The sequence below is a fragment of the Anaerobacterium chartisolvens genome, from assembly GCF_003337415.1.
In the GTDB taxonomy this organism is placed as follows: Bacteria; Bacillota; Clostridia; order Acetivibrionales; family DSM-27016; genus Anaerobacterium; species Anaerobacterium chartisolvens.
Map to the genome: position 1 here is coordinate 63,734 of NZ_QPJT01000006.1, position 23,560 is coordinate 87,293.

Sequence of the window (23,560 nt, forward strand, 5' to 3'; positions counted from 1 at the left end):
CTACTTTAAATTCTTAGGTGCTTTAGGCTGGTGTAGAATAAGCTTTATTTCCAAAGATCACATATAGCTTTGTACTCTTTAGGGGTATACCCGGTTACCTTTTTAAACACCCTAAAAAAATATTTTGTATTATCAAAGCCAATGGTTTTTGCTATCTTATACACTTTATTATCAGAATTTCTGAGTAACTCTGTAGCTTTTTGTATTCTTACTTTATTTATAAAATCAATGAAATTATCACCGGATTTTTCCTTAAACAAGTAGCTGCAATAACTGGGGTTAATAAAGAATAATGAAGATATTTTCTCTAATGTCAAATTTTTAGAATAATTTTTTTGTACATAGGTTTTAATATTATCTATAATATTTTCAGAAGAATAAATTGCTTTTTGTCCCAGCATCAGAGAAATGTTTGATAATACTTGAAGTAAATATGCTCTAATTGAATTTATGTCAAATAATGTATCAATTATTGTTTCATAGCTGGATGGAAGTGTATTATCTGGCATTGAATCAAAATATTCATGTAATAAATCTCTTGCTTCTTTAAGCAGACTCCGGCAATTACGTTTAACTACAGCTAGTGTCATTAGCGGATCTCTGGAAAAAAATTCGAACAAATCTCTGGTTAATTCTGTTATTTTTTGAGTATTTCCGGATTCAATGTAAAATACTAGATCATCAGAGTTTTCCCACTCAAATGAATTCGGAACAGTAGTGTCATCCGTGAAAAAGTGAAAAATACTGTTATCAAAAATCTTTCTGCTGTCTAAAGCCGAAACAGTTTCCTTATAAGCTTGACGCAATTCAATAATATTGTGCTTTATATTGCTGATACCGATAAAAACTTCAGTTAACGGGCTGCTGCTGAATATCTCAATCAGATTTTTTGCAGTTTGAGAGGCCAATTCAATAATTTTATTATCCAATTGTTCTGAATAGAGCAATATGAAGAAACAAATTTGGTCATTATAAGGATGAGGAAGAAAAATGCAGGAATTATTTAAGTCATTCTGTTCCATGTAATTATAAAAAACATATTCCTCCAGTTTACTGGTTGAATATATGGAAAGAAGCAAAAAGGAATCTGCATTATCTATGATTTTCAGTTTTCCCGACCTGATACTTGGGACAGCGTCTTTCTTGTTAATGTCGAGGATTATGCTGCTCAAGGATTGTAAATCAGAATTATAGCTGATTTGCTCCTTCTCATCTTCAATGAGTTCTATTTTTTGTTGAATAGAATTATCTCTTTCTATGAGAGAGATTGCTTTTGTCAGGGTCTTATGAAGTTCTTCACGATTAAAAGGCTTTAACAAGTAGCTTACCACATTTGCAGAGATGGCTTCCTTCATGTATTCAAAATCACTATATCCACTAATGACAATTATTTTCTTTTCAGGATAATCCTTTTGAATAAGCTTTAACAGAGATTTTCCATCCATAAGAGGCATTCTCATATCGGTAATTATTATATCAGGATTGATCTTATGTACCAATTTTAGGGCATCTTCACCGTTATCTGCTTCACCGGCAAATGAAATATTTTTTTCATAGGTCTCTAGCTTCTTCAATATGCCACGTCTTATCAAAGGCTCATCATCTACAATTATAAATTTATACATAAAATACCTCCTAAATTACTCTTGGTACACGAACCTTAACCTTTGTTCCTGAATTTTGCTCACTTTCAAAGCTCAAACCGTATTCCATACCGTAATAGAGCTGGATTCTTGAATGTACGTTTTTTATTCCGATACTGCGTTTATTTCTTTGACCCAGTTCGGTAAATTTAGGTTTTTCACTCAATAATTCCTTTATTTCATTAACCTGTTCAACAGACATTCCTATTCCGTCATCCATAATCTCGAAACAAAGTTCCCTTTCTGTACCGTAACCTTTTATAGTAAGGATTCCTTTGCTCTTTTTACTTTCTAGGCCGTGATAAATAGCATTTTCAATTATTGGCTGGAGTATAAGTTTTAGAACTTTATTACAAGATAAATCAACTTGTATGTTTTGTACGAAACTAATCTTATCCTCATAACGGATTTTTTGAATAGACAAATAGTTATTAACATGTAATAATTCTTCTTCTACCGTTACTAATTCGCTAGTAGTCTTTATGCTGTATCTGAACATATCTCCGAGAGCTTTTGACATGATAGCAATACTATTCACTTCCTCTATTTCTGCTATGCTGTGGATAGATTCAAGAGTATTATATAAAAAGTGGGAATTTATCTGGGCTTCCAAAGCCTTCATTTGCGAATCCAGGGCTATGAGCTTGTTTTGATAGCTTTCCTTTATATAAGTATTTATTTCATTTATCATATTGTTATATTCATTATATAATGTACCTATTTCATCAATACGCTCCAAATGCTTCTTTTTTGCAATTACAAGTTTATGTAATTTGTTTTTACGCATGATATCACTTAATTCAGTGATTGGTTTAGTCAAAAAAGTTGATAGTATTACGGACAGTATTATGAAAATAACAGTACATGTTCCTGATATATATATTATTAATTTTTTAGTGATGCCAAACTGTTTGTTTAATTCATTTATTGACACAGAGGCTACAACTTTCCAATTATTATTCGGGAACGATTTGTATACAGTAAGCACGCTTCCTTTTTCCATTTCAAAGCTGCCTTCAGCGCCGCTTGAGGTTTTATTAAGTATATCGCTGGACAAATATTGCCCTATATTATTCTTTTCGTTATCAAATAAAATTTTCCCACTCTCATTAACCAGATAAATATCCGTTATATTAGGAATAATATCTCTGTCCAAACCATTAAATATGTCAAGACTGCAGTCCAACATAAGGACACCAAGGAATTCACGAGTGCTTGTATCAAAAATTGCTCGAGAAAAAAAAATCGAGTTTTTAGAATTTAATATAAAACTTTTGGGTTCCACATCGCTAACATATAACTGACCATTATTCTCTAACGTCTTTTTATACCATTCGTCGTTAAATGGAGTATAGCCAAGTTTAAGATCGGTTCCTGAACTGCTATAACTTATATAATTACCATTCAGAGTAAATATATAAATCCCATTTATATAGCTATATCCGTACATAAGATTCTCACAAAGAAACCTCATTTTTTTTCTACTCATATAAAGATCGTATTGAGACCAACTATTAATGTTATCGTTCAATTTTTTTAATTCTTCGGCTATTGTGCTATCTGTTGTTGAATTATATGTATCTGCCGAGTACTGTTGAAAGGATACAGTGATTCGATTTATATCCTGCAAAACATAACTTACCCTTTCTACTGAATTTTTAAGGGTATTTGAAGAAACTAGTGATACGTGCTGACTGATAAGCTCTGTATAGCTGTTGTAAGATGTTATGGTAACAATTATAATCGGAATTACAGATATCGCAATAAATATAATGAGAAACTTTGCTTTAATGTTTAAGAAATATGAGTTAATAGATCTCACCCCTTCTATCTAAAAATAGTATACCATAAATACTAAATTATGTACACTATAAATGTGCTAAGATGTAGCTACATGAAAATATCAAGTACTCCATTTATGGCAATTCGTTAGCTTATAATAAGATGATTTACAAAAAATGTAAATGAAGAAATAAATATTACCCACTTAAAATCAAATTTAGGAAGCCTTAAAAATGAGTTTAAACTTTTAGGCTATTCACTGCACCTGTTAACCAAGATGAAGGCTTTGCTGCAATTAATAATTGGTTCTATTTAAATTTAAATAGATAATAAACAAAAGGAGTTGTTGAAAGATGAGTTATTGTAGTAGACCAAAGAAGCTGTTAAGTCTCTTGATTGTGTGCTTGATTATCATATCATGCATGCCGGCATCTCATGTATCAGCGGAAGGAAGCACTATCACTTTCGAGAGGGACGCCAGTAATATGCCGATTTTCGACGGAGTAGCGTCTCATCTTGATGCATTTGTCGATCTGGTCTTAGCAGACATGAGCATTGATGATCTCTCATACTATGCGGATCAAAAGAATGCAAAAAATCCAAGAGTGATTGAAGGAGGCTATACACTTCCGGCTACGGCTACAGGCGGTGTAGACCGCGTTATGGGTGTTAGCACCGACATGCCTTCAATGCTTGCATTAGGACAATCATGGAACAAGGAACTTGTCAATGAAGTAGGTGTGGTAATGGGCAATGAGCGCAGAGGTGAAGTCAACAGCACCGATCCAAATACGCTTATGTTCTCCGCTGTGTCAGACCTTAGGATTAATCCTCTTAGCGGACGTTTTGAAGAAGGCTTTGCAGAGGATCCTGTCCTTGCGGGTACAATGGTTAATTCCATGTCTACGGGAATTACCGGTTATGGAGAGCAAGGGAATGAAGATGGTTTTTGGCTTAAAACACAGTTGGGCACCAAACACTTTACTAACTATCTGGCTCAGTGGTTTAGAACCAGTGGGCAGTTTTATGCCAGCCCGCGTGCTATTAATGAATATCAGATGAAGAGCTTTTTATATCCTTTAAGCTCTGGTCTGGTTACAAGCATAATGACTACCTATGGGCGTACAAACGGCATACCAAACCATGTTTCTCCTAATATAATACGTGCCAGAAACGCATCTCATTACAGTTTGATGCCGGTTGGAGATTTTATTTTTGCTGACACGTTAATGACTTCCGGTTTTAGTAACGGATATCAGAACTATACAGATGCAAACGGATCAGCAGCATTGCTGCTTCTCGCTGGTAATCATGCAAATACTTTCTCTTCAAACAAAACTAATCTAGTGAATGCTGTAACCAATGGATTATTTGGCGTTTCAAGAAATGAATTAGAAGAAAGTGTCCGTGGCCAAATTGAAATGTGGGTGCGTACAGGGTTTTTCAGTGAAAAAGAGGATGATGGAACTGCAAAGGATTATCCCTTCACAAATCTCGCGAAGGATAAATCTCCTGTTAATTATACATCAACTGATAATCAAGCAGTTGCAATGGAGGCTGCACATGAAAGTGTGGTTTTATTGAAGAACAAAGATAATATTTTGCCGTTAAGCAAAGACAGCAAGGTGGCAGTGACCGGCATTTTTGCTGATACACGCTTCAAAGCTACGTATTCTGTCGGTACTACGCCTGATATTGAAAACTCCAGATTATCACCGCTTGGAGCTGTTCGTAACGCAATTGGTACAGACAATGTAACTTATGGAACAGGGGCTAAAATCGTAGCCTTTAAATCAGTATCAAACCAGAAAACTGTTACCGCTTCGGAGCAAGAAACAGGGGAACGGTTGACTGCGACATATCAACCTCCAGAAGCAGAATCTGTGCCGGAAGACACCTACACATATGAAAAGGATGATAAGGCTTATACTGACTCCCAAGCCTTTGAAGCCTATGCCTGGGGTCAGGGTGGTTATAGCTATAAAGCTTTAGCCAATAATAAATGGCTTAAATATTCTACTAATGACGGTGTTACAAATACTGATAGTACAAGCCTTAATTTAACGGAAAATCCATTTTCGAATGTGGCAACTGCCAGCACTCTGCCCGGGCGTTTCCGACGTGAGGTTAATGCTGATGGGACAGTATCATTGATTAGCGGAAGCTACAATGAAAGTTTTGGTGGAGGGTTTGAAACTGTTTACTATACAGCTGGCCGTTTTGCAACTGTAGATTCAGAGGACAGCATTACTGTTTCGAGCAGTGTGCTTGCTAATGAAGCCGGAGCGGCAGCACGTACTAATGCCGAAAAATTTGATGAGATTGTTTTAAAAGAAGCAGGTGCTGATGCTCAAGCTTGGAAAATAAGCAATGACTATGCTGTTGTTGTTGTAGGTGCTCCTGCCAGACACAGTACCGGTGAAGGCTCTGACCGCTCCGATCTCGACCTGGGCGAGGATCAGTATGAAATAATAAACAACGTGGCTGAAGCTTTCCCCGGAAAAACAATCGTTATTGTAAAATCCAACTATCCCGTGAATATGAAACAAGTACAAAATAATGACAATGTTGGTGCTATACTTTATCAGCCATATGCCGGACAATATGACAGCAAAGCCCTTGCCGACGTGCTGTTCGGGGATTATGCCCCTACAGGCCGCTTGACTTCAACCTGGTACTCAGGAACAGAATCATTCCCTGCAATCAGTGAATATTCTCTGCCTGAAGGTATAGCAACTCCAACAACACTGGCACAAATTGATAAACGTTTCACCGCGGATATGACAAACGGCGATCCGCTGGATACGGGCATGACATATATGTACACCGATGCCGATGTTACATATGAATTCGGCTTTGGACTGGGATATAGTGCGTTTGAATACTTAAATCTTTCAGTGCCGGAGGATGTGAGCGGTGATTCGCCTTTTACAGTGACGGTTGATGTAAAAAATACAGGGACGGTTGACACCTCGGAAGTAGTCCAGATTTACATTAAAAATGACAACTCTGTCTATGGAGAATATGTGCCCAAGAAAAAGTTACTTTCTTATGAAAAGGTTTATATTCTGGCCGGGGAAACAGAGACGGTGACTCTTACCGCAGACCCGGCAGATTTTGCTGTATGGGATGTAAACAGCTCAAGCTATGTAACAGAGACAGGCTCATACACAATAATGGCAGGAAAATCCTCAGATAATATCCTTCTTACCAAAGAATTTGATTATACTGGAGGAGTAATACATGAACTGGACGCTTCAAGTAAAGCAATTAATGTTTATGATTCTGCCTTTGCGACAAAAGATGTTGTTTACCGTGAAGTATCAAAAATACGTACTGCGGAGGGTCTCAAGAACAAGGCAGCCGAATATGGATATTATTCTGTTATGTCCAAAAATGACGATGCTTGGGTAGCACTTAATCAGGTTTCTCTTTCCGATATGAAAAGTATTACCTTACGGGGTGCTTCCACTAATTCAAACTCTGTTATCGAGGTACGTGCAGATTCACCTGAGGGAATCACGCTGGCTGTTCTTTCATTTGATGCCACATCGGTGGTAACACGGGATGTTGAGGGTACTGACTATGATGTTATAGAGCTTGATTATACTGATGTTTCAGAAGATTTAACCTCAACTTTATCAGGATATCATAACCTGTATCTTGTATTCAAAAGCAAGGATATACGTGTAGATTCTATACAATTTAGCACTGAAACCATAGAAGAATCTCTTGCAATTCAGACAACCGGCCTTCCTGATGGGGAGAGAAATACCGCCTATAATCAGACGCTTACCGCGACAGGCGGGACAGAGCCTTATACATGGTCTGCCACAGGGTTGCCGGAAGGGCTTACGCTGGATCCATCCACTGCTGTTATATCGGGGATACCTACTACTGCCGGGAGCTATAGTGTAAATATTATCGTGACGGACGCGGAAGGTAAAACTGCCGAAAAGGTATTTTCTCTTGAGATTAATATCCAAGATGAGACAATGTCTCCTGAAATTGAAACGGACAGCCTTTCGGAAGGCCAAGAAGGTACCCTGTATGAGGAGACGCTTACTGCGACAGGCGGGACGGAGCCTTATACATGGTCTGCCGAGGGATTGCCCGGAGAACTTACTCTTGACCTATCCAGCGGCACTATATCGGGGACACCTGCTACGGCCGGAAGCTATAGTGTAAATATTATCGTGACGGACGCAGAAGGTAAAACTGCCGGAAAGGTATTTTCTCTTAAGATTAGTGCCCAAGATGGGGGAATGTCTCCTGAAATTGAAACGGACAGCCTTTCGGAAGGCCAAGAAGGTACCCTGTATGAGGAGACGCTTACTGCGATAGGCGGGACAGAGCCTTATACATGGTCTGCCACAGGACTGCCGGAAGGACTTGAGATGGATTCATCCACCGGTGTTATATCGGGGACTCCTGTTACAGCCGGGGAATATAACGTATATGTAGTTGTAGAGGACTCCGAAGGTAAAACATATGAAAGGTCATTTTTTATCAAAATTAACGTTCAATCTGAGGTACCATCTCTTGAAATTGAAACAACGGGTCTTTCTTCGGGTCAGGAAAATACCGTTTATAGCCAGGTGCTTACTGCGACAGGCGGGACAGAGCCTTATACATGGTCTGCTGTGGGACTGCCGGAAGGACTTGAGATGAACTCATCCACCGGTGTTATATCGGGCACGCCTGCTACAGCCGGGAGTTATAATGTAGACATTGCTGTGGTAGATGCGAAAGGCGAGACTGCAGAAAAAACATTTTCTATTAAGATTACTGCTGCGCCTGAAGTAGAAGCTCTTAAAATCGGAACAACCGGCCTTCCTTCGGGTAAGGAAGATACCGGCTATACTCAAAAGCTTACGGTAACAGGCGGTACTGCACCTTATACATGGTCTGCGACAGGATTGCCGAACGGGCTTGAACTGGATTCATTGACCGGTATCATATCGGGAACACCTGCTACAGCAGGAAATTATAGTGTAAATATTGTTGTTACAGATGCAGAAGGTAGAATTGCAGAAAAGACATTTGCTATTCAAATCAGTACTAAAACGACCCATTACACCCCAAATAACAATCCTAGAAGTACAACTGGCACAAGCAATACCGGCAATGCATCTCCAAAAGACGGGAGAATTGAGATTAAAGCATCATTACAAAATGGAAATGCAGTGTCTGCTGTTAGCGCCAGTGAACTTAATAAGGCTTTTGGACAGGTAATAGCTAATGGACGCGGAGAAAAGGTTATTGTAATAGATGTAAAATCTGTAGGAGGTGCAAAGAATTATTTACAGCAGCTTCCGGCAGCAATGGTTACTTCAAATGGAGGTAACATGAAGATTGAAATCAAGACCCCTGTTGCATCTGTGACAGTACCTGGGAACATGTTGAATGCACAGGATGCGCAGAAGGCAAAGACAGTAGAGCTATCTATAGGTGTTGCAGATAATGCAAGCCTTAGTGACGAAGCAAGAAAAAACATTGGTAACAGGTCTGTGGTTGAGCTTAATATAAAGGTTGATGGGAAACCCATTAGGTGGAATAACCCGGATGCTCCTGTCACGGCTGCGATTGACTATACTCCGACATCAGAAGAACTAAAGGATTACGAATACATAACTATATATTATGTAGATGGAAAAGGCAGCCTGATACCTATACCAAACAGCAGGTATGGCAAGGACAGCGGCAAAGTAATCTTTACAACGACATATTCGGGCAAGTATGCTGCAGCATTTGTGAAGAAAACTTTTGATGACATCAGTAAGTACCCATGGATAGTGAAACCTGTAGGAGTACTTGCTTCAAAAGGTATAATACAGGGAGTAACAGACCCAAGCTTCGAGCCGGACGAGGCTATCACGAGAGGTGAACTCATGGCATGGCTGGTAAAGACATTAGACTTATCAACCAGCTTTGAAACCAACTTTGCTGATATGAAGGACACAGATAAATATTATCAGGAAATAGGGATTGCAAAGAAATTGGGTATAGCCCAAGGGAACAACGGTAATTTCAGGCCTGATACAAATATATCCAGACAGGATATGATGGTATTGGCTGTCAACGCTCTTAAAGCAGCCAATAAGAAGCTGGCTAAAGGAAGCGGCGATATGGATAAATTTGCTGACGCATCCCAGATAGCAAGTTATGCAGTAGAGAATGTAGCAATAATGCTTAAAGCAGGATTTGTCAAGGGAAGCGGCAAGAACCTTAATCCTACTTCAACTATAACAAGGGCTGAAGCGGCACAAATTCTATATAGGATTTATTCGGAAAATTGAGCCCTAAAAAACAAACATTATAAACAGCACTAAAATATTGCAGGGCTTAGTGCAGCTTGAAACTGTACTGAGCCTTGTAACTAAAATTACTTTATATTTCTTACAAATGGCATTTTCATGGTGAGTAAAACACTGTTTTGCAATCTAAAAATAGTACACTATAAATGCCAAAGTATGTACACCACATATATGATAAGATGACATTGTGCACAGGGGAATATCAAAAGGGCCCATTATAGAGTAGTGTTAAGTATGTTTAACTAATCAAAATTGAGATTATTGGGAGGAAAAATTAAATGAAACGTATTTTAGCTGTGATTATAGCTTTAGCACTGGCTTTAAGTTTGTTAAGCGGCTGTGGTGGAAGTCAGAAAAATGAAGACTCAATAGCTACAGGGGGTACAAACAATCAGGAAGATACTCAGAAACCAGTTGAAGACGTAAAGCCAGTAACACTGACAATGTTGGTGTCCGGAAATAAATCTCCTGATGGTAAAGACATAGAACTGGATATTTTACCTAAAATGATAAAGGAAAAATTTTCAAATATCAATCTGGAAGCAACAAAACTTCCGGATGAACAGTACAACACCTCAATTAAAACTAAGCTGGCTGCTGGTGAAGGTCCTGACATATTTTTAGTTTGGCCTAAGACCGGGGTATGCGGAGCAATTGACTTATCTAAAGCTGGCTATCTGATGGATATATCCGGCTACAACATCTGGAACAATTTTGCTAAAGGTGCTGTTGAGGATATGTCTTATGATGGAAAGGTTCGTGCTGTAGCTAAAGGGTTGGATTTACTGGGAATATACTATAATAAAGCTCTTTTCCAAAAAGCAGGAATTACCGAGGAGCCTAAAGATTGGACATCATTCCTTGGAGTATGCCAAAAGCTTAAAGACGCGGGTATCACACCTATAGTGACAGGCGACAAGGATCCATGGTATCTCCAGTTTGCTCTATACCAGATAGCAGCTAATGTTGTATATCCTGATGACATGGATTTTGATGTTAAACTTCAGGCAGGCGAGGAGTCCCTGACAAACCCTAAATGGGTTAAAGCAATAGAAATGTTCAATGAACTATATGCTAAGGGTTACGTTGTTAAAAATTCTCTTGGCATAGGAAGTGCACAGGCTTGCTCAATGTTTATTGATGGAAAGGCTGCAATGATATTTGATGGTACATGGGATTACAATACCCTGATGGCTAAAGGAGAAGCTGAATTTGAAAGAGGGTTTATGGCTACACCTGCCAACGAGTCTGGTAAAGCGACATATGCTTCAGCTTCCACAGCTGCCGGGTATGCCGTAAATGCCAGCACTAAAAATGCTGATGCTGTCAAGCAGGTTTTTGAATACTGGTTTGATGTAAACTCATCGCTTTTTGCAGCATATCGTGATGCTAGCAGTTCAATCAGTGTAGTAAAGGGTGTTCCTTTAGAGAATGAATTATTTAAGGGTGTATATGACATATACCAGAACGGAAAATCTGTATATTTCTGCAACCAGATGTGGCCTGGCGCTGTAGCAACAGACATGGAAACAAAACTTCAGGAGATGATTGGCGGACAAAAGACGACTCCGCAAGATGTAACTAAAGCAATGGATGCAAAATTTAAGGAGCTTTGGAAGAATTAACAGCATTCTACAATATTATGTAATCTTCAGGGGGCGGCAGACAGAGGCCATCCCCTCGAGATTACAAGGAGACAAGCTACGAAAGGACTGACTATCATGAATTCATCGGTAATGAAAAGATCGATGTACTTATTTGTACTGCCGGCTTTAATTTTTTATCTGCTATTTTGGATATTTCCTATCTTAAAGATATTTCAATATAGCGTGTCTGATTACAATGGTTTTGTACAAAAGTTTAATTATATTGGTATGGATAACTATATATCGCTTTTTAAAGAGGGGGTTCTAGTTAACTCCATTAAAAACACATTAATATATACTGCTGTTTTTGTTTTGTTTGGTAATATATTCTCCTTATGTCTGGCTTTTATTCTGAACATGAACATAGCCGGTAAAGGTGTATACCGTTCTGTAGCTTACATACCGACTCTTTTTAGTGCAATTGTTGTAGGCTTCATATGGAGCTACGTATATATGCCGGATAGCGGACTTATTTCCTCAGTCCTAAAAGCAATTGGAATAGATGGATCGGACTTTAATCCGCTAGGTGTTGGAACGACAGCATTATACGCAATTGTATTTGTTGAAATATGGAAAAATATAGGGACGAACACTATAATATTCTTAGCTGGTTTGCAGACTATACCTAATGAGCTTATTGAAGCAGGTAAAATTGATGGCTGTAGCTCATGGAAATTGACAAGATATGTAAGGATTCCTTTGCTGGCTGCATCAATTACTATAAATGTCACCCTTAGCGTTGTAAACGGGCTTAAAGCGTTTGATTATCCGTTTATAATGACAAATGGAGGACCTGGAACTGCTACGAACACATTGATATTTAAAATTTTTAAATATGCATATAATGAACAGCTTTTCGGTAAGGCCTCTGCGCTAGGAGTGGTAGCATTTACCATAATTATAATAATTACGGGCATTTTGGTGATGAATTTAAGAAAAAAGGAGGTATCGTTATGAGCAAGAAAGATTTCCCTAAGAAAATTCTGATCCATACAGGCATCATTCTATTTCTTATTCTAAATATGTATCCGCTTATTATTGCATTGTCAAGCTCGCTACGTTCTCCTAACAATATGACATCACCTTTAAACCTTTTTAATGAGTTTACTTTGGAAAGCTATAAGCTAGCTTTTGAAAGAATGAATTTCTCCAGGTCATTGTTAAACAGCCTTATTTTGACGATTATTTCAGTTGCTTTTGTCGTTGTAGTTACTTCTATGTCTGCATATCCTATGGCAAGAATAAAAAGCAATGTCAGCAAGTTTTTGTACCTGTTTTTCCTTTCAGGGCTAATTGTTCCGGGCCAGATGGTAATAATCCCTATAGTTCAAATGATAAAGGGACTTCATATACCAAGTACACAGTTTACTCCAATTCTTATGTTTGTGACATGCAGCATACCGTTCTCATCTTTTCTGTATACAGGCTTTATAAAAGCTAGTGTTCCTGAGGAAATGGAGGAAGCTGCATATCTAGATGGGGCAGGACTTTTTCGAAGGTTTTGGATTATAGTATTCCCGCTACTTTTACCTGCTACAGTATCGGTAATAATTACGCAGGGTATGTGGATATGGAATGATTATTTTTTCAATCTGATTTTTATTTCTAAAAGCAGTCAAACGCCATTACCACTTGCTATGTTGGGATTTATGGGTGATAAGGAAAATCCAACGCAATGGAATACTCTATTTGCAGCTTGTTTCCTATGTGCATTACCGCTCATTCTCGCTTTTGGTGTACTGCAAAAGTACTTTATGAGTGGACTTGCATCTGGAGCAGTTAAAGGGTGAGATAGAAAGTAAATTTTTTTTTGCATAGACTAAGAGATACTACTCAAACTTTCTTAAAGATTTTTATGAAAATTAAATAATGGTGATTATATTGAAAGTGAAACTATATAATTTAGGCTTTTGCATATCGGATAACGGAGGATGTAAAATAATATCCTCCAGAATAATTTCTACTCTAACTATAGAAGCATGTATACCTGTAGAAGACGCTTGTGAATTTAATTAGCCTAAATTATATCACGGTTACGCATTCCGGGGAAATTATTCTTCCGGAAATTATTTTACATTCTTTATTAGATAGTTTATATCCTAATTTATATAGTTGGGGGAGTGAAATGCAATAAGCGATATGAAGATACAAACGGTTGAAATGGAACTCAGGAAAAACGATAAATTCCTTAAAATAGCGGAGGGCTTAAAACCAAGGTTAATTCAAAAAGTAATCTATCCTAAAGATATAGTTAAAGTAGTAAGAGATAAAACAGTAATTCATGGTTGGAAAGTTAATAAAGCAGATAGTATAGATAATTTGAGAGAGTATGCCTGTGGCAGGGGCGATAAATTTATTTTGGATTTTGGGGCTCATGAAGTAGGTTATCTGACTATGAAAATAAGACCTGTAGGGAGTCCTCCTGATGCGCCTCTACGCTTAAAGCTGATTTTTGGTGAAATGCCCTGTGAAGTTAAAGAGCCTTTTTCAGAATATAACGGCTGGATTAGTAGTTCCTGGCTTCAAGAAGAAATAATAAATATAGATATACTGCCGCAAGTGTTGAGTTTACCTAGAAGATATAGCTTCAGATACTTGAAAGCAGAAGTAATAGATACCTCTCCTAAATATAAAGTATCTTTCGATGAGATTTATTGCAAAACTGTAACATCTGCAGATTTATCAGCTGTTAAAGAACTTCCCTCTATGATTGATAAGGAGCTCATTGAAATAGATAGGGTAAGTATAAAGACTCTGCAGGATTGTATGCAGGAGGTATTTGAAGATGGTCCAAAGAGAGATAGAAGGTTGTGGATAGGGGATTTGAGACTGCAGGCTATAGCAAATTATAAAACGTTTAAAAATTATGATTTGGTGAAGAGATGCTTATATCTGTTTGCAGGAATAACAAGGCAAGATGGACAAATTTCCTCCTGTTTGTTTATAGAACCTGAGGTAACAGCCGACAATACTTTTCTTTATGATTATTCACTTCTCTTTGTAGACTGTCTTTACAGCTATTATAAGGCGACAGGGGATATGGAGACTTTAAAAGATTTATGGGAGTCTGCATATAGACAAATTGAAATTGCTTTAGAAAGATTGGATGAGAATAATATAGAGAGAGATGATAATGAATGGTGGGCATTTATAGATTGGCACGAAGATTTAAATAAACAAACGCCTGCTCAAGCTGTTTTGATATATTGCATGAAAAGAGCCCTGAAATTATCTGAAGAATTGGACTTTAAAGAAAAAGATTTTTTAAAAGAAAAGGTCAACCAAGTTTCTGCCGCTGCCATTACTTATCTATGGGATAAAGAAAAAGGCTTTTTTGTAAGCGGTAAAACAAAGCAAATATCGTGGGCATCACAAATATGGATGGTTCTTGCGGAGGTCCTGACAAAAGAAGAAAATGAAGCATTGATGGAAAGACTGTTTGAAAAACAACCCAAATTGAAGCTTACAACTCCATATGCGTATCATCATTTAGTAGACGCTCTTATATTAACTGGGAAAAAAGATTTTGCTATTGAACAGATCAAAGCCTATTGGGGAGAAATGATAAAAGATGGAGCGGACACTTTCTGGGAGCTGTATAACCCGGAAGATAAAAATTACTCACCTTATGGAAGTAACTTAATAAATAGCTATTGCCACGCATGGAGCTGTACACCGACATATTTTATCAGAAACTACTTCATGCAGGAAAACTGCATTTTAAAAAGCAATTTGGTAAAATGAAGAAGTAAAAGGCCTGTTTTTACTGAAATTTGCGTATAACAAATAAGAGTGTGAAATCTAACTTTTTTTTGCAAAGGTAAAATCCACTCTTTTAAGGCATAGCGTTGCGCCCTTCGGACACGAATTTATAAAAGATTTTACCACAAAATAGACTATGGTTTCCACATTTATTCCACGGTCCTCTTGACAATGAGCCTCTGATGGCATATTATCAGGCATTTACCGGCACCACCCATTCTGAACAAAGGAGTACTGCTCTGTAGCATGGATGATGCCTGACTCGACAGCCTAACATGCCATCCTACTCATTGTCAAGAGGCTTTCGCGGCATAAAAGCTACTTTAATAGCTTGCGTTTGCAAAGGTAAATTCCACATGGCCTACTTACTCAGATTTGTAAAGGTAAACTCCACCTGACTTAAAAAATGGGTGGAGTTTACTTTTTCAATTAAGGAAATGATTGGCCATATGTATGGACGAAAAAATTCATATTGACATTTCATGGAATGAGGGATATAATATTTTTAGTATATTAGGAAAAACTAATATACTAAAATGCATTACGGAATTGGGTTGAATTTATGTCTGAGGCTTGTATCTGTAAACCACATGAAATTATGGCGGTGCTGTATCCTGTGCAAAGAAAATGGTTGAGCATGTAGAAATAAACGCAGCCTATCAGATTGGAGAATTACTTATGTCAAATATGGGAAATCAGCTTGTTTCGAATATTTTCAAGGCACTATCGCATCCGACGAGGCTTCAGATTATAAGGCTTTTAAAGGAAAAGCCGTTGTGCGTCTGTGAGATCCTGCCCCAACTGGAGTCGGAGCAGTCCAATACATCTCAGCACTTGTCGGTACTGAAAAACCAAGGCATTGTTGACAGTAAAAAAGACGGGCTTATGGTGATATATCGTATAAAAAGTCCTGAGGTGTACCAGATGATTGGTATTGCAGAAGGTATCATACTAAGGCAAATAGAGGAAACAAAGTCCTTATTGGAAAAGAATAAATAAGCTGGAGATGATGTTTTGTTTGTATTTGAATGGTTGAATAATCAATTGCTTAAAATGGAGTGGCTTTATAATTTAATAAAGCTTCTTGTAGAAAACGTTTTTGGACTGAGTGTCCAGGAACAGTTAGGTGGAAGCATACACTTTTTTATTTATGACGTAATTAAAATATTTATATTGCTGTCAGTCCTGATATTTACGATTTCATATATTCAAAGCTTTTTTCCGCCTGAAAGAACCAGGAGGATATTAGGCAGATACAATGGGATTTCAGCAAATATATTAGGTGCTTTGCTGGGAACTGTCACGCCTTTTTGCTCCTGCTCCTCCATTCCATTGTTTATAGGCTTCACAAGTGCAGGTCTGCCGATAGGAGTTACATTTTCATTTTTAATATCCTCACCTCTTGTGGATTTGGCTTCTGTTCTTCTGCTGGCCAGCATCTTTAACTGGAAAATTGCAATATCATATGTAGTTGTAGGTATCATACTTGCGGTTATAGGAGGAACTATCATCAGCAAATCAAAGCTTGAAAAGTATGTAGAGCCTTTTGTATTTAACAACAAGGTGTTTGAAGCAGCGCAAGAGGAACTGACAACGCGTGAAAGAATAGATTTTGCCAAAGAACAGGTTTTAAATATAATTAAAAAAGTATGGCTGTATATTCTAGTGGGAGTTGGAATCGGAGCAGGCATCCATAATTGGGTTCCTGAGTCAATAATATCGGCAGTACTTGGCTTGGATAAATGGTATTCCGTTTTATTAGCAACAATTGTCGGCGTTCCCATGTATGCAGATATTTTTGGAACGCTTCCTATTGCCGAAGCCTTAGTTTCAAAGGGTGTAGGCATTGGTACGGTATTGGCCTTTATGATGGCCGTGACTGCGCTTTCACTTCCATCGATGATTATGCTCAAGAAAGTGGTTAAAACAAGGCTGCTGCTTATATTCGCAGGTATTGTTACTATAGGTATTATTTTGATTGGATACATCTTTAACGCATTTGGGTATCTTATAATTTAAGATAAATGGCTTTTAGAATTATAATACACTTAAGGGGGTCAGTTTTATGTCAAAAATCTGGTATCCTGTTATTGACTACGAGAAATGCATTGAGTGTGGTGCATGTACAGAAAAATGCAAGCATGGGGTATACGATCTAAAGAAAGCTCCTGTTCCAGTTGTGGTTATGCCGGAAGGATGCATTCAAGGATGTCATGGGTGCGGAAATCTTTGTCCGTCAGAAGCAATAAGCTATGTGGGTGAGGCAAGACAAGGAAGTGAAAGCTGTGGCTGCTCATGTGGAGATGAGAACGGAGGGTGCTGTTAATGAATGACAAAAATGATTCTAAGTCTAAAAAAGGGATGGCTGTTAAAATTATCATACCTGTTATAATTTTGAGTGTTTTAGTTGGAATGTGGATTGTGAAGAATACCAAAAAAGAAAGCATCGGCCCGGCCGGAACCGACAGCCCTGACTTTGCGCTTCATGTTACAGAGGAAATTGATCTTGAAAAGCTTAAGTCATATGGTATTCCTATTGTCATAGACTTCGGAGCCGATTCTTGTATTCCATGCAAAGAAATGGCGCCGGTATTAAAAGAATTGAACAATGAGCTGCAGGGAAAAGCTATTGTAAAATTTGTTGATGTATGGAAGTATCAGCAGCTTGCAGAAGGGTATCCTGTAAGTGTAATACCTACACAGATTTTTATTGATGCAGACGGCAATCCATATAAGCCTGAAGACCCGGAAGCCAAGCAAATGAAAATGTACTCATCACGAGATAATGGCGAACATGTTTTCACAGCACATGAAGGCGGAATGACAAAAGAGCAAATATTAGATGCTCTTAAGGAAATGGGGTTGAAATAATGGATGCCGTTATAAATCAATGGCTTGAATCTCTTTCGGGCTCTATTTCCGCAAACATTTGGCTTGCACCGATTTTAGCGTTGATTGCAGGGATACTTACATCTGTTACTCCATGTGCGCTTACAAGTGTGCCGCTTATCATAGGCTATGTAGGAGGTACGGGGCAACGGGATACTAAAAGAGCATTTTGGCTGTCAGTTGTGTTTTCTATAGGCATGGCTGTCACATTTACCATTTTAGGCACAGCGGCTTCCATTCTTGGGAGGCTTATGCAAGGAACAGGCTCATGGTGGTATATACTTCTTGGCATACTTATGCTATTAATGGCACTTCAAACATGGGAGGTGTATAACTTTATCCCGTCTTCCTATGCCATTAGTAAAAATACTAAACGGGGTTTTGTAGGAGCATTTATTGCCGGAGTCTTGGGAGGACTTTTCTCTTCCCCTTGTGCAACACCTGTTTTAGTTGTTTTACTTGCAATGGTTGCAAAGGAAGGAAACCTGCTGTGGGGAATACTGCTTTTGCTGTTATATTCTATAGGACATAGTTTCTTGGTAATGATTGCCGGAACATCCGTAGGCTTTGTGCATAAGCTGTCATCAAGTGAGAAGTATGGCGGTGCAAGTAAAGTACTGAAAATTGTAATGGGCTCACTTATTATGCTGATAGCCCTATATATGTTTTATTTAGGTTTTTAAAATGATATTGTTCATTCGGAAAAAATATGGAGGATACTACCGATGGATAACGAGAATAACACGAAATTTAAAAAAGGTTTGGCTGTAAAAATTATTATGCCTGTTGTGCTTATATGTGTTGTAGTAGGTATATGGGTTGTAAAGAACGAACAAAAAAATACTGACCCAGTCGAGACTGATAAATTGAGTGTGCTTGAGTCCCAAAACCACAGTGTTAATTTGGAGGATAAACCAACAGATGTTGAGTCCCAAAGCACTAGTGTGGGTTCCACAGATAAATCAAGCATGGATGAGTCTGAAACCCATAGTGCTGTTTCAACAGATAAACCAGCTACGGTTGAGTCTCAAGACTCTGGTGTTACTTCTACAGAAAAACCAAGCGTGGTTAAGTCTGAAAAACCTAGTGCTGCTCCAACGGACAAACCAATTGAGGTTAAGTCCGAAAAGCCTAGTGCTGCTCCAACGGACAAACCAATTGAGGTTGAGTCTGAAAAGACTAGTGCTGATCTAACGGACAAACCGAGTACGGTTAATCCTGACAATGTTGACTTTGACCTTCATGTGACTGAAAAGATTGACCTTGAAAAACTTAAATCATATGGACTTCCGATTGTAATAGATTTTGGAGCAGATTCTTGTATCCCATGCAAGCAAATGGCTCCGGTATTGGAAGACTTAAATGCTGAGTTAAAAGGGAAAGCTATTATCAAGTTCGTTGATGTATGGAAGTATAGGGATTTAGCTGAAGGTTACCCTATAAGTTTGATACCTACGCAAATTTTTATTGATGCTAATGGTAACCCATTTAAACCTAAAGACCCACAAACCATGCAAATGAGGCTGTATTCAACAAGGGATACTAACGAACATGTTTTTACTGCTCATGAAGGTGGAATGACAAAAGAACAATTGGTAAGTGCGTTGGAAGAAATGGGATTAGAATGATCGATACTGTTATATAGTTAAGTATGTAAAATACATAGGATTCTTATGGCTATATTTATTATGCCAATTTGCGTGTTATAAGTTCTATTTAGGATTATAAAATAAAGTTAAGGAGAGATTTGTTATGGTAATAAAGATTTTAGGCTCTGGATGCAAAAATTGTGTGACATTAAAGGAAAATACCGAAACAGCATTAAAAGAGGCAGGCATTGAGGCGGAGATTGTAAAGGTTACTGATTTTAAGGACATTATGGCCTATGGTGTAATGTCAACTCCCGCTCTCGTAATTGATGAGAAGGTTGTTTCCTTCGGAAAGGTTTTAAAGCCCAAGGATATTGTTAAGATACTCCAAACCTTGAAGTAAAGACTGTAAAGGCAAGGGCAAAGGAAATGGCACTCCGCTGAGTGCAGAACTGCTTTTGAAAAATATGTTTATAAGTATATAACGGGCGGTGAAGTAATTGATAAGACTTAAGGTCCTTGCAGAGAACCGTGCAAAAAAGAGAGGGATACTTGGCGAACATGGACTCTCGTTATTAGTTGAGACTGATAACTTTAAAGTGTTGTTTGATGCAGGACAAACAGATGTATTTTCTTTGAATGCCGATATGGAGAGTATAGATTTGTCGCTGGCCGATGCTCTTGTTATCAGTCACGGACATTACGATCATACAGGAGGTGTTCCTGAGTTTTGCATGATTAATCACAAAGCGCCGATATATATTCACCCTGACGCTTTTTGTGAAAGATACAACGCAGTGCAAGGCAAGCCTGCAGGCAATTGCATTGGAATACCATGGAGCTGTCAGGATAGGGATATGTTTAAAAACAGGTTGGTTTATGTAAAAGAGCCTGTCAGAATACACAAAGACATATTACTATCAGGAGAGATCCCTCAAAGCCAAGACAGGCAATCCTTAAATTTTATAAAAAGAAATATTTCAGGCGGCTATGAAGCCGATATGGTTACCGACGAGCAGTTTATGATTGTAAATGGAAGTGAAGGAATATTTATATTTGTTGGATGCAGTCATCCTGGAGTACTAAACTGTGTTGCATACGCAAAATATCTTTTCCCTGATACTAATATTTGCGGATTAATTGGAGGAATGCATATTGAAAAGTATAACACCGATCAGCTTGATGAGATTGTGGCCGGACTTAAATCAGCAGGCATAGAAAAAATTGCTCCAATGCATTGCTCGGGAGTCCTTTCAAGCTGTTTCTTAAAAAGCAAGTTTGGTGACAGTTGCTTTTTACTCAATTCCGGAGATGAGCTCATTCTTGAAAAGAAATAAAAACATATTGACAAAAAAATTGACGGGGTGTAATATTATTATGTGCATATGCACATAATAATATTGAGGTGAGAAAATGCCAAGGCCAAGAAAATGCAGAAGGGTTGGTTTTATACCCGACAATCAAATGTTTTATCCGCACCTTCGTAATGCTGAGGAAATAGTGTTAAGCATAGAGGAAGTCGAAGCCATACGGCTCTCTGATCTTGAAGCTATGGAGCAGGAAACTTGCGCTATAAGTATGCAGGTTTCGAGAGGGACCTTTCAAAGAATTATAAATGCTGCCAGACAAAAGCTTGCGGATGCCCTTGTCAATGGAAAGACCATTCGTATTGAGGGCGGCAGTTATGAGGTTTCAGGACATCATGGAGGGGGCCATGGAAGATGCGGACGGTTTCGCGGTGGAAAAGAATAAAGCTGATCTTGGATTTTACACCTGTATGCATCTTAAAAAAAGAATTGGAGGTAATCAGAAATGAGAGGACAAAGAATAAGAGGACAGAGTATTAGGGGACAGGGCTTTGGCGGACATGCAAACTGTCAGGGCTATGGGGCAGGGAATCCGCTTCCGTATTGCAGACATAATCCTTTATTACCGTCTAGGAGAGCAATGGCTATGGCGGGAATGGGGAATACAACAATTAATGGCATAAACGAAACTGAGTATTTAAAAAGCACGGCAGTCTGGCTCAATTCGCAGTTGGAGGCAGTAAATAAGAGAATATCTGACTTGAATTATCGGGAATAGGCTTTTCTCTGACATCAACCTCAATAATATTATTGAAATATATTAAAAATAAATATATAATATTTAGGGATATATGCATAATATTATTGAGGTGGAGAACAGTGGTGGAATACATGTTTGATGAAGACAAAGGCTTGTATACCATAGGCACAGTAGCGGGATTGATAGGGGAGCATCCTGAAACGTTGAGGGTGTGGGAGAGGAATGGCCTTTTGCGCCCTGACAGAGAAGGTTACCAGAGGAAATACTCCAATAATGATGTTAAAAGGCTTAAATTTATAAAATACCTCATGCATGAAAAAGGCTTGAACATTGCCGGGGTAAAGCATTTAACCTCAATGTATTCCTGCTGGTATAAGCGGAACTGCAAGGGCGGAGCAGCACAGAACAGCCCTATTGCTGTAAATGAATCAAAGCCTTGCTGGAAGCTTGAAGGAACCTATTGCCTTGTTGCAAGTGATAAGGCTGAAATGTGCAATACCTGTGACATGATTAAAAAGTGTACAGGCTGCACAGGCTGCAAATAAAAATTTAGTTTAAACATCAATAATTTCATTGAATAACATTCAAATAAAACAATTAGGAGATGAAGATATGAGCGAATGCAGTTGCGATTGTACCGGCACAGATTGTGCAGGCGAAGGCTGTTCAACTAACGAATGCGGCAGTAAGCCACAGGACTTTACTGAGAAAACCCATGAGCTTAACCGTATCAAAAAAGTAATTGGTATAGTGAGCGGAAAGGGTGGTGTGGGTAAATCTCTGGTAACATCAACGTTGGCGGTTTTGATGAGAAGAAAGGGATATAATGTAGGAGTTCTTGATGCTGATATTACCGGCCCGTCAATACCCAAAATGTTCGGTATTACTAAGAAAGCTGAGGGGAGTGAATTTGGGATTTATCCTGAGAAGACTCATAACAATATTCATGTGATGTCGGTAAACCTGCTTCTTGAAAAGGACGATTCGCCTGTAATATGGAGGGGGCCAATTATTTCCGGCACAGTAAAACAGTTCTGGACGGATGTGATATGGGGAGACATAGACTATCTTTTCCTTGATATGCCGCCTGGAACCGGAGATGTACCTTTGACGGTGTTTCAATCCATACCCTTGAACGGTATAGTCATTGTTACATCACCTCAGGATTTAGTTTCACTGATAGTGAGGAAGGCATACAATATGGCTAAATCTATGAATATACCTGTCCTTGGCATTGTTGAAAACATGAGCTGGCTCAGGTGTCCTGACTGCGGCAAGGATATCCGGATGTTTGGGGAAAGCAAAATAGAAGAAATTGCCTCCGGGCTGGGTATACCTGTACTGGGAAAGATGCCTATAGATCCGTCGATAGCCGAACTTTGTGATAAAGGAGATATTGAAAAGCTAAATCATTCTTATCTCGATCATGCCGTGGAGCATATTGAAAAAGCTGCTGCGGACAAATGCCCAATTGAAAAGCAAGGGAGTGATCAATAATGAAAATTGCAGTTCCATCTGAGGGAAATACAATAGAGAGCAGTGTTTGCCAGTCTTTTGGGCGCACTTACTACTTTGTGGTTGCCGACTCGGAAACACTTGAATATAAAGTGATTGACAATCAGGCGGCCAGCAGCCAGGGCGGAGCCGGAATAAAGGCTGCTCAGGCTGTCGTGGACAGCGGTGCGGATACAGTGGTAACGTTCCATTGCGGGCAGAATGCATCTGATGTTCTGAAGGCGGCAGATATTAAAATAATGAAGGCGGTTCCCGGTACAGTTTCAGAAATTGTTCAGAAGTATAAGGCAGGAAAGCTTGTTGAGTTGACAGAGATACATCCGGGGTACCACCAGCATGGAGGTTAACTC

Annotated in this window: 22 protein-coding genes; 18 read left to right on the forward strand and 4 right to left on the reverse strand. The window is 38.6% G+C overall.

Annotation, left to right across the window (positions count from 1 at the left end; translation table 11 throughout):
• Genes DFR58_RS22600 through DFR58_RS06680 form a run of 3 tightly spaced genes read right to left on the reverse strand, consistent with a single transcriptional unit; the run spans position 1 to position 3,273 of the window.
• Positions 1 to 54, reverse strand: coding sequence for an AgrD family cyclic lactone autoinducer peptide (locus tag DFR58_RS22600; RefSeq protein WP_114297174.1), 54 nt, complete (start codon positions 52 to 54; stop codon positions 1 to 3).
• Positions 45 to 1,625: a response regulator gene (locus tag DFR58_RS06675; RefSeq protein WP_114297038.1), complete on the reverse strand. Its 1,581-nt coding sequence runs from the start codon at positions 1,623 to 1,625 to the stop codon at positions 45 to 47. The genes DFR58_RS22600 and DFR58_RS06675 overlap by 10 nt, the downstream gene beginning before the upstream one ends.
• A gap of 10 nt (positions 1,626 to 1,635) precedes the next feature.
• Complete coding sequence (locus tag DFR58_RS06680; protein WP_207659144.1) at positions 1,636 to 3,273, reverse strand: sensor histidine kinase; 1,638 nt, start codon at positions 3,271 to 3,273, stop codon at positions 1,636 to 1,638.
• A gap of 637 nt (positions 3,274 to 3,910) precedes the next feature.
• Between DFR58_RS06680 and DFR58_RS06685 the strand changes: the two genes are divergently transcribed.
• The 5 genes from DFR58_RS06685 to DFR58_RS06705 all read left to right on the forward strand — a co-directional run bounded on the left by DFR58_RS06685 (position 3,911) and on the right by DFR58_RS06705 (position 15,132).
• On the forward strand, positions 3,911 to 9,724 hold the full coding sequence (locus DFR58_RS06685) for a putative Ig domain-containing protein (RefSeq protein WP_170138058.1): 5,814 nt from the start codon (positions 3,911 to 3,913) through the stop codon (positions 9,722 to 9,724).
• A 296-nt stretch (positions 9,725 to 10,020) separates the two neighbouring features.
• Positions 10,021 to 11,367: an ABC transporter substrate-binding protein gene (locus DFR58_RS06690; protein ID WP_114297040.1), complete on the forward strand. Its 1,347-nt coding sequence runs from the start codon at positions 10,021 to 10,023 to the stop codon at positions 11,365 to 11,367.
• A 249-nt stretch (positions 11,368 to 11,616) separates the two neighbouring features.
• A complete protein-coding gene (locus tag DFR58_RS06695) occupies positions 11,617 to 12,345 on the forward strand; it encodes a carbohydrate ABC transporter permease (protein WP_207659145.1) in 729 nt (242 codons plus the stop codon).
• Entirely contained in the window at positions 12,342 to 13,178 is an 837-nt protein-coding gene (locus DFR58_RS06700; RefSeq protein ID WP_114297042.1) for a carbohydrate ABC transporter permease, read from the forward strand. The genes DFR58_RS06695 and DFR58_RS06700 overlap by 4 nt, the downstream gene beginning before the upstream one ends.
• Positions 13,179 to 13,527: 349 nt before the next feature.
• Positions 13,528 to 15,132 (forward strand): alpha-L-rhamnosidase-related protein, encoded by a 1,605-nt coding sequence (locus DFR58_RS06705; protein ID WP_114297043.1) that lies wholly within the window; start codon positions 13,528 to 13,530, stop codon positions 15,130 to 15,132.
• Between the two features lie 57 nt (positions 15,133 to 15,189).
• Here the strand turns inward: DFR58_RS06705 and DFR58_RS22150 are convergent, their stop codons facing one another.
• The gene (locus DFR58_RS22150; RefSeq protein ID WP_207659147.1) at positions 15,190 to 15,351 is read right to left on the reverse strand and encodes a hypothetical protein; all 162 of its coding nucleotides are present in this window, start codon (positions 15,349 to 15,351) and stop codon (positions 15,190 to 15,192) included.
• A gap of 426 nt (positions 15,352 to 15,777) precedes the next feature.
• Between DFR58_RS22150 and DFR58_RS06710 the strand changes: the two genes are divergently transcribed.
• The 13 genes from DFR58_RS06710 to DFR58_RS06770 all read left to right on the forward strand — a co-directional run bounded on the left by DFR58_RS06710 (position 15,778) and on the right by DFR58_RS06770 (position 23,557).
• Complete coding sequence (locus DFR58_RS06710) at positions 15,778 to 16,149, forward strand: ArsR/SmtB family transcription factor (protein ID WP_423230831.1); 372 nt, start codon at positions 15,778 to 15,780, stop codon at positions 16,147 to 16,149.
• Between the two features lie 15 nt (positions 16,150 to 16,164).
• On the forward strand, positions 16,165 to 17,169 hold the full coding sequence (locus tag DFR58_RS06715; protein WP_114297044.1) for a permease: 1,005 nt from the start codon (positions 16,165 to 16,167) through the stop codon (positions 17,167 to 17,169).
• Between the two features lie 46 nt (positions 17,170 to 17,215).
• The gene (locus DFR58_RS06720) at positions 17,216 to 17,476 is read left to right on the forward strand and encodes a 4Fe-4S dicluster domain-containing protein (protein WP_114297045.1); all 261 of its coding nucleotides are present in this window, start codon (positions 17,216 to 17,218) and stop codon (positions 17,474 to 17,476) included.
• Positions 17,476 to 18,021, forward strand: coding sequence for a thioredoxin family protein (locus tag DFR58_RS06725; protein ID WP_114297046.1), 546 nt, complete (start codon positions 17,476 to 17,478; stop codon positions 18,019 to 18,021). Before DFR58_RS06720 ends, DFR58_RS06725 begins: the two co-directional genes overlap by 1 nt.
• Positions 18,021 to 18,722, forward strand: coding sequence for a cytochrome c biogenesis CcdA family protein (locus DFR58_RS06730; RefSeq protein ID WP_114297047.1), 702 nt, complete (start codon positions 18,021 to 18,023; stop codon positions 18,720 to 18,722). The genes DFR58_RS06725 and DFR58_RS06730 overlap by 1 nt, the downstream gene beginning before the upstream one ends.
• 42 nt (positions 18,723 to 18,764) lie before the next feature.
• Complete coding sequence (locus DFR58_RS06735; RefSeq protein WP_242987447.1) at positions 18,765 to 19,667, forward strand: thioredoxin domain-containing protein; 903 nt, start codon at positions 18,765 to 18,767, stop codon at positions 19,665 to 19,667.
• Between the two features lie 124 nt (positions 19,668 to 19,791).
• A complete protein-coding gene (locus DFR58_RS06740; RefSeq protein WP_114297048.1) occupies positions 19,792 to 20,031 on the forward strand; it encodes a thioredoxin family protein in 240 nt (79 codons plus the stop codon).
• A 97-nt stretch (positions 20,032 to 20,128) separates the two neighbouring features.
• The gene (locus tag DFR58_RS06745; protein WP_114297049.1) at positions 20,129 to 20,965 is read left to right on the forward strand and encodes an MBL fold metallo-hydrolase; all 837 of its coding nucleotides are present in this window, start codon (positions 20,129 to 20,131) and stop codon (positions 20,963 to 20,965) included.
• Positions 20,966 to 21,041: 76 nt separating this feature from the next.
• On the forward strand, positions 21,042 to 21,380 hold the full coding sequence (locus DFR58_RS06750; protein WP_114297050.1) for a DUF134 domain-containing protein: 339 nt from the start codon (positions 21,042 to 21,044) through the stop codon (positions 21,378 to 21,380).
• 60 nt (positions 21,381 to 21,440) lie between these two features.
• Positions 21,441 to 21,713, forward strand: a complete 273-nt coding sequence (locus DFR58_RS06755; protein WP_114297051.1) for a hypothetical protein — start codon at positions 21,441 to 21,443, stop codon at positions 21,711 to 21,713.
• Between the two features lie 113 nt (positions 21,714 to 21,826).
• Positions 21,827 to 22,240, forward strand: coding sequence for a MerR family transcriptional regulator (locus tag DFR58_RS06760; protein ID WP_114297178.1), 414 nt, complete (start codon positions 21,827 to 21,829; stop codon positions 22,238 to 22,240).
• Between the two features lie 67 nt (positions 22,241 to 22,307).
• Positions 22,308 to 23,192 (forward strand): Mrp/NBP35 family ATP-binding protein, encoded by an 885-nt coding sequence (locus tag DFR58_RS06765; RefSeq protein ID WP_114297052.1) that lies wholly within the window; start codon positions 22,308 to 22,310, stop codon positions 23,190 to 23,192.
• A complete protein-coding gene (locus DFR58_RS06770; RefSeq protein ID WP_114297053.1) occupies positions 23,192 to 23,557 on the forward strand; it encodes a NifB/NifX family molybdenum-iron cluster-binding protein in 366 nt (121 codons plus the stop codon). Before DFR58_RS06765 ends, DFR58_RS06770 begins: the two co-directional genes overlap by 1 nt.
• Positions 23,558 to 23,560 lie beyond the last annotated feature (3 nt).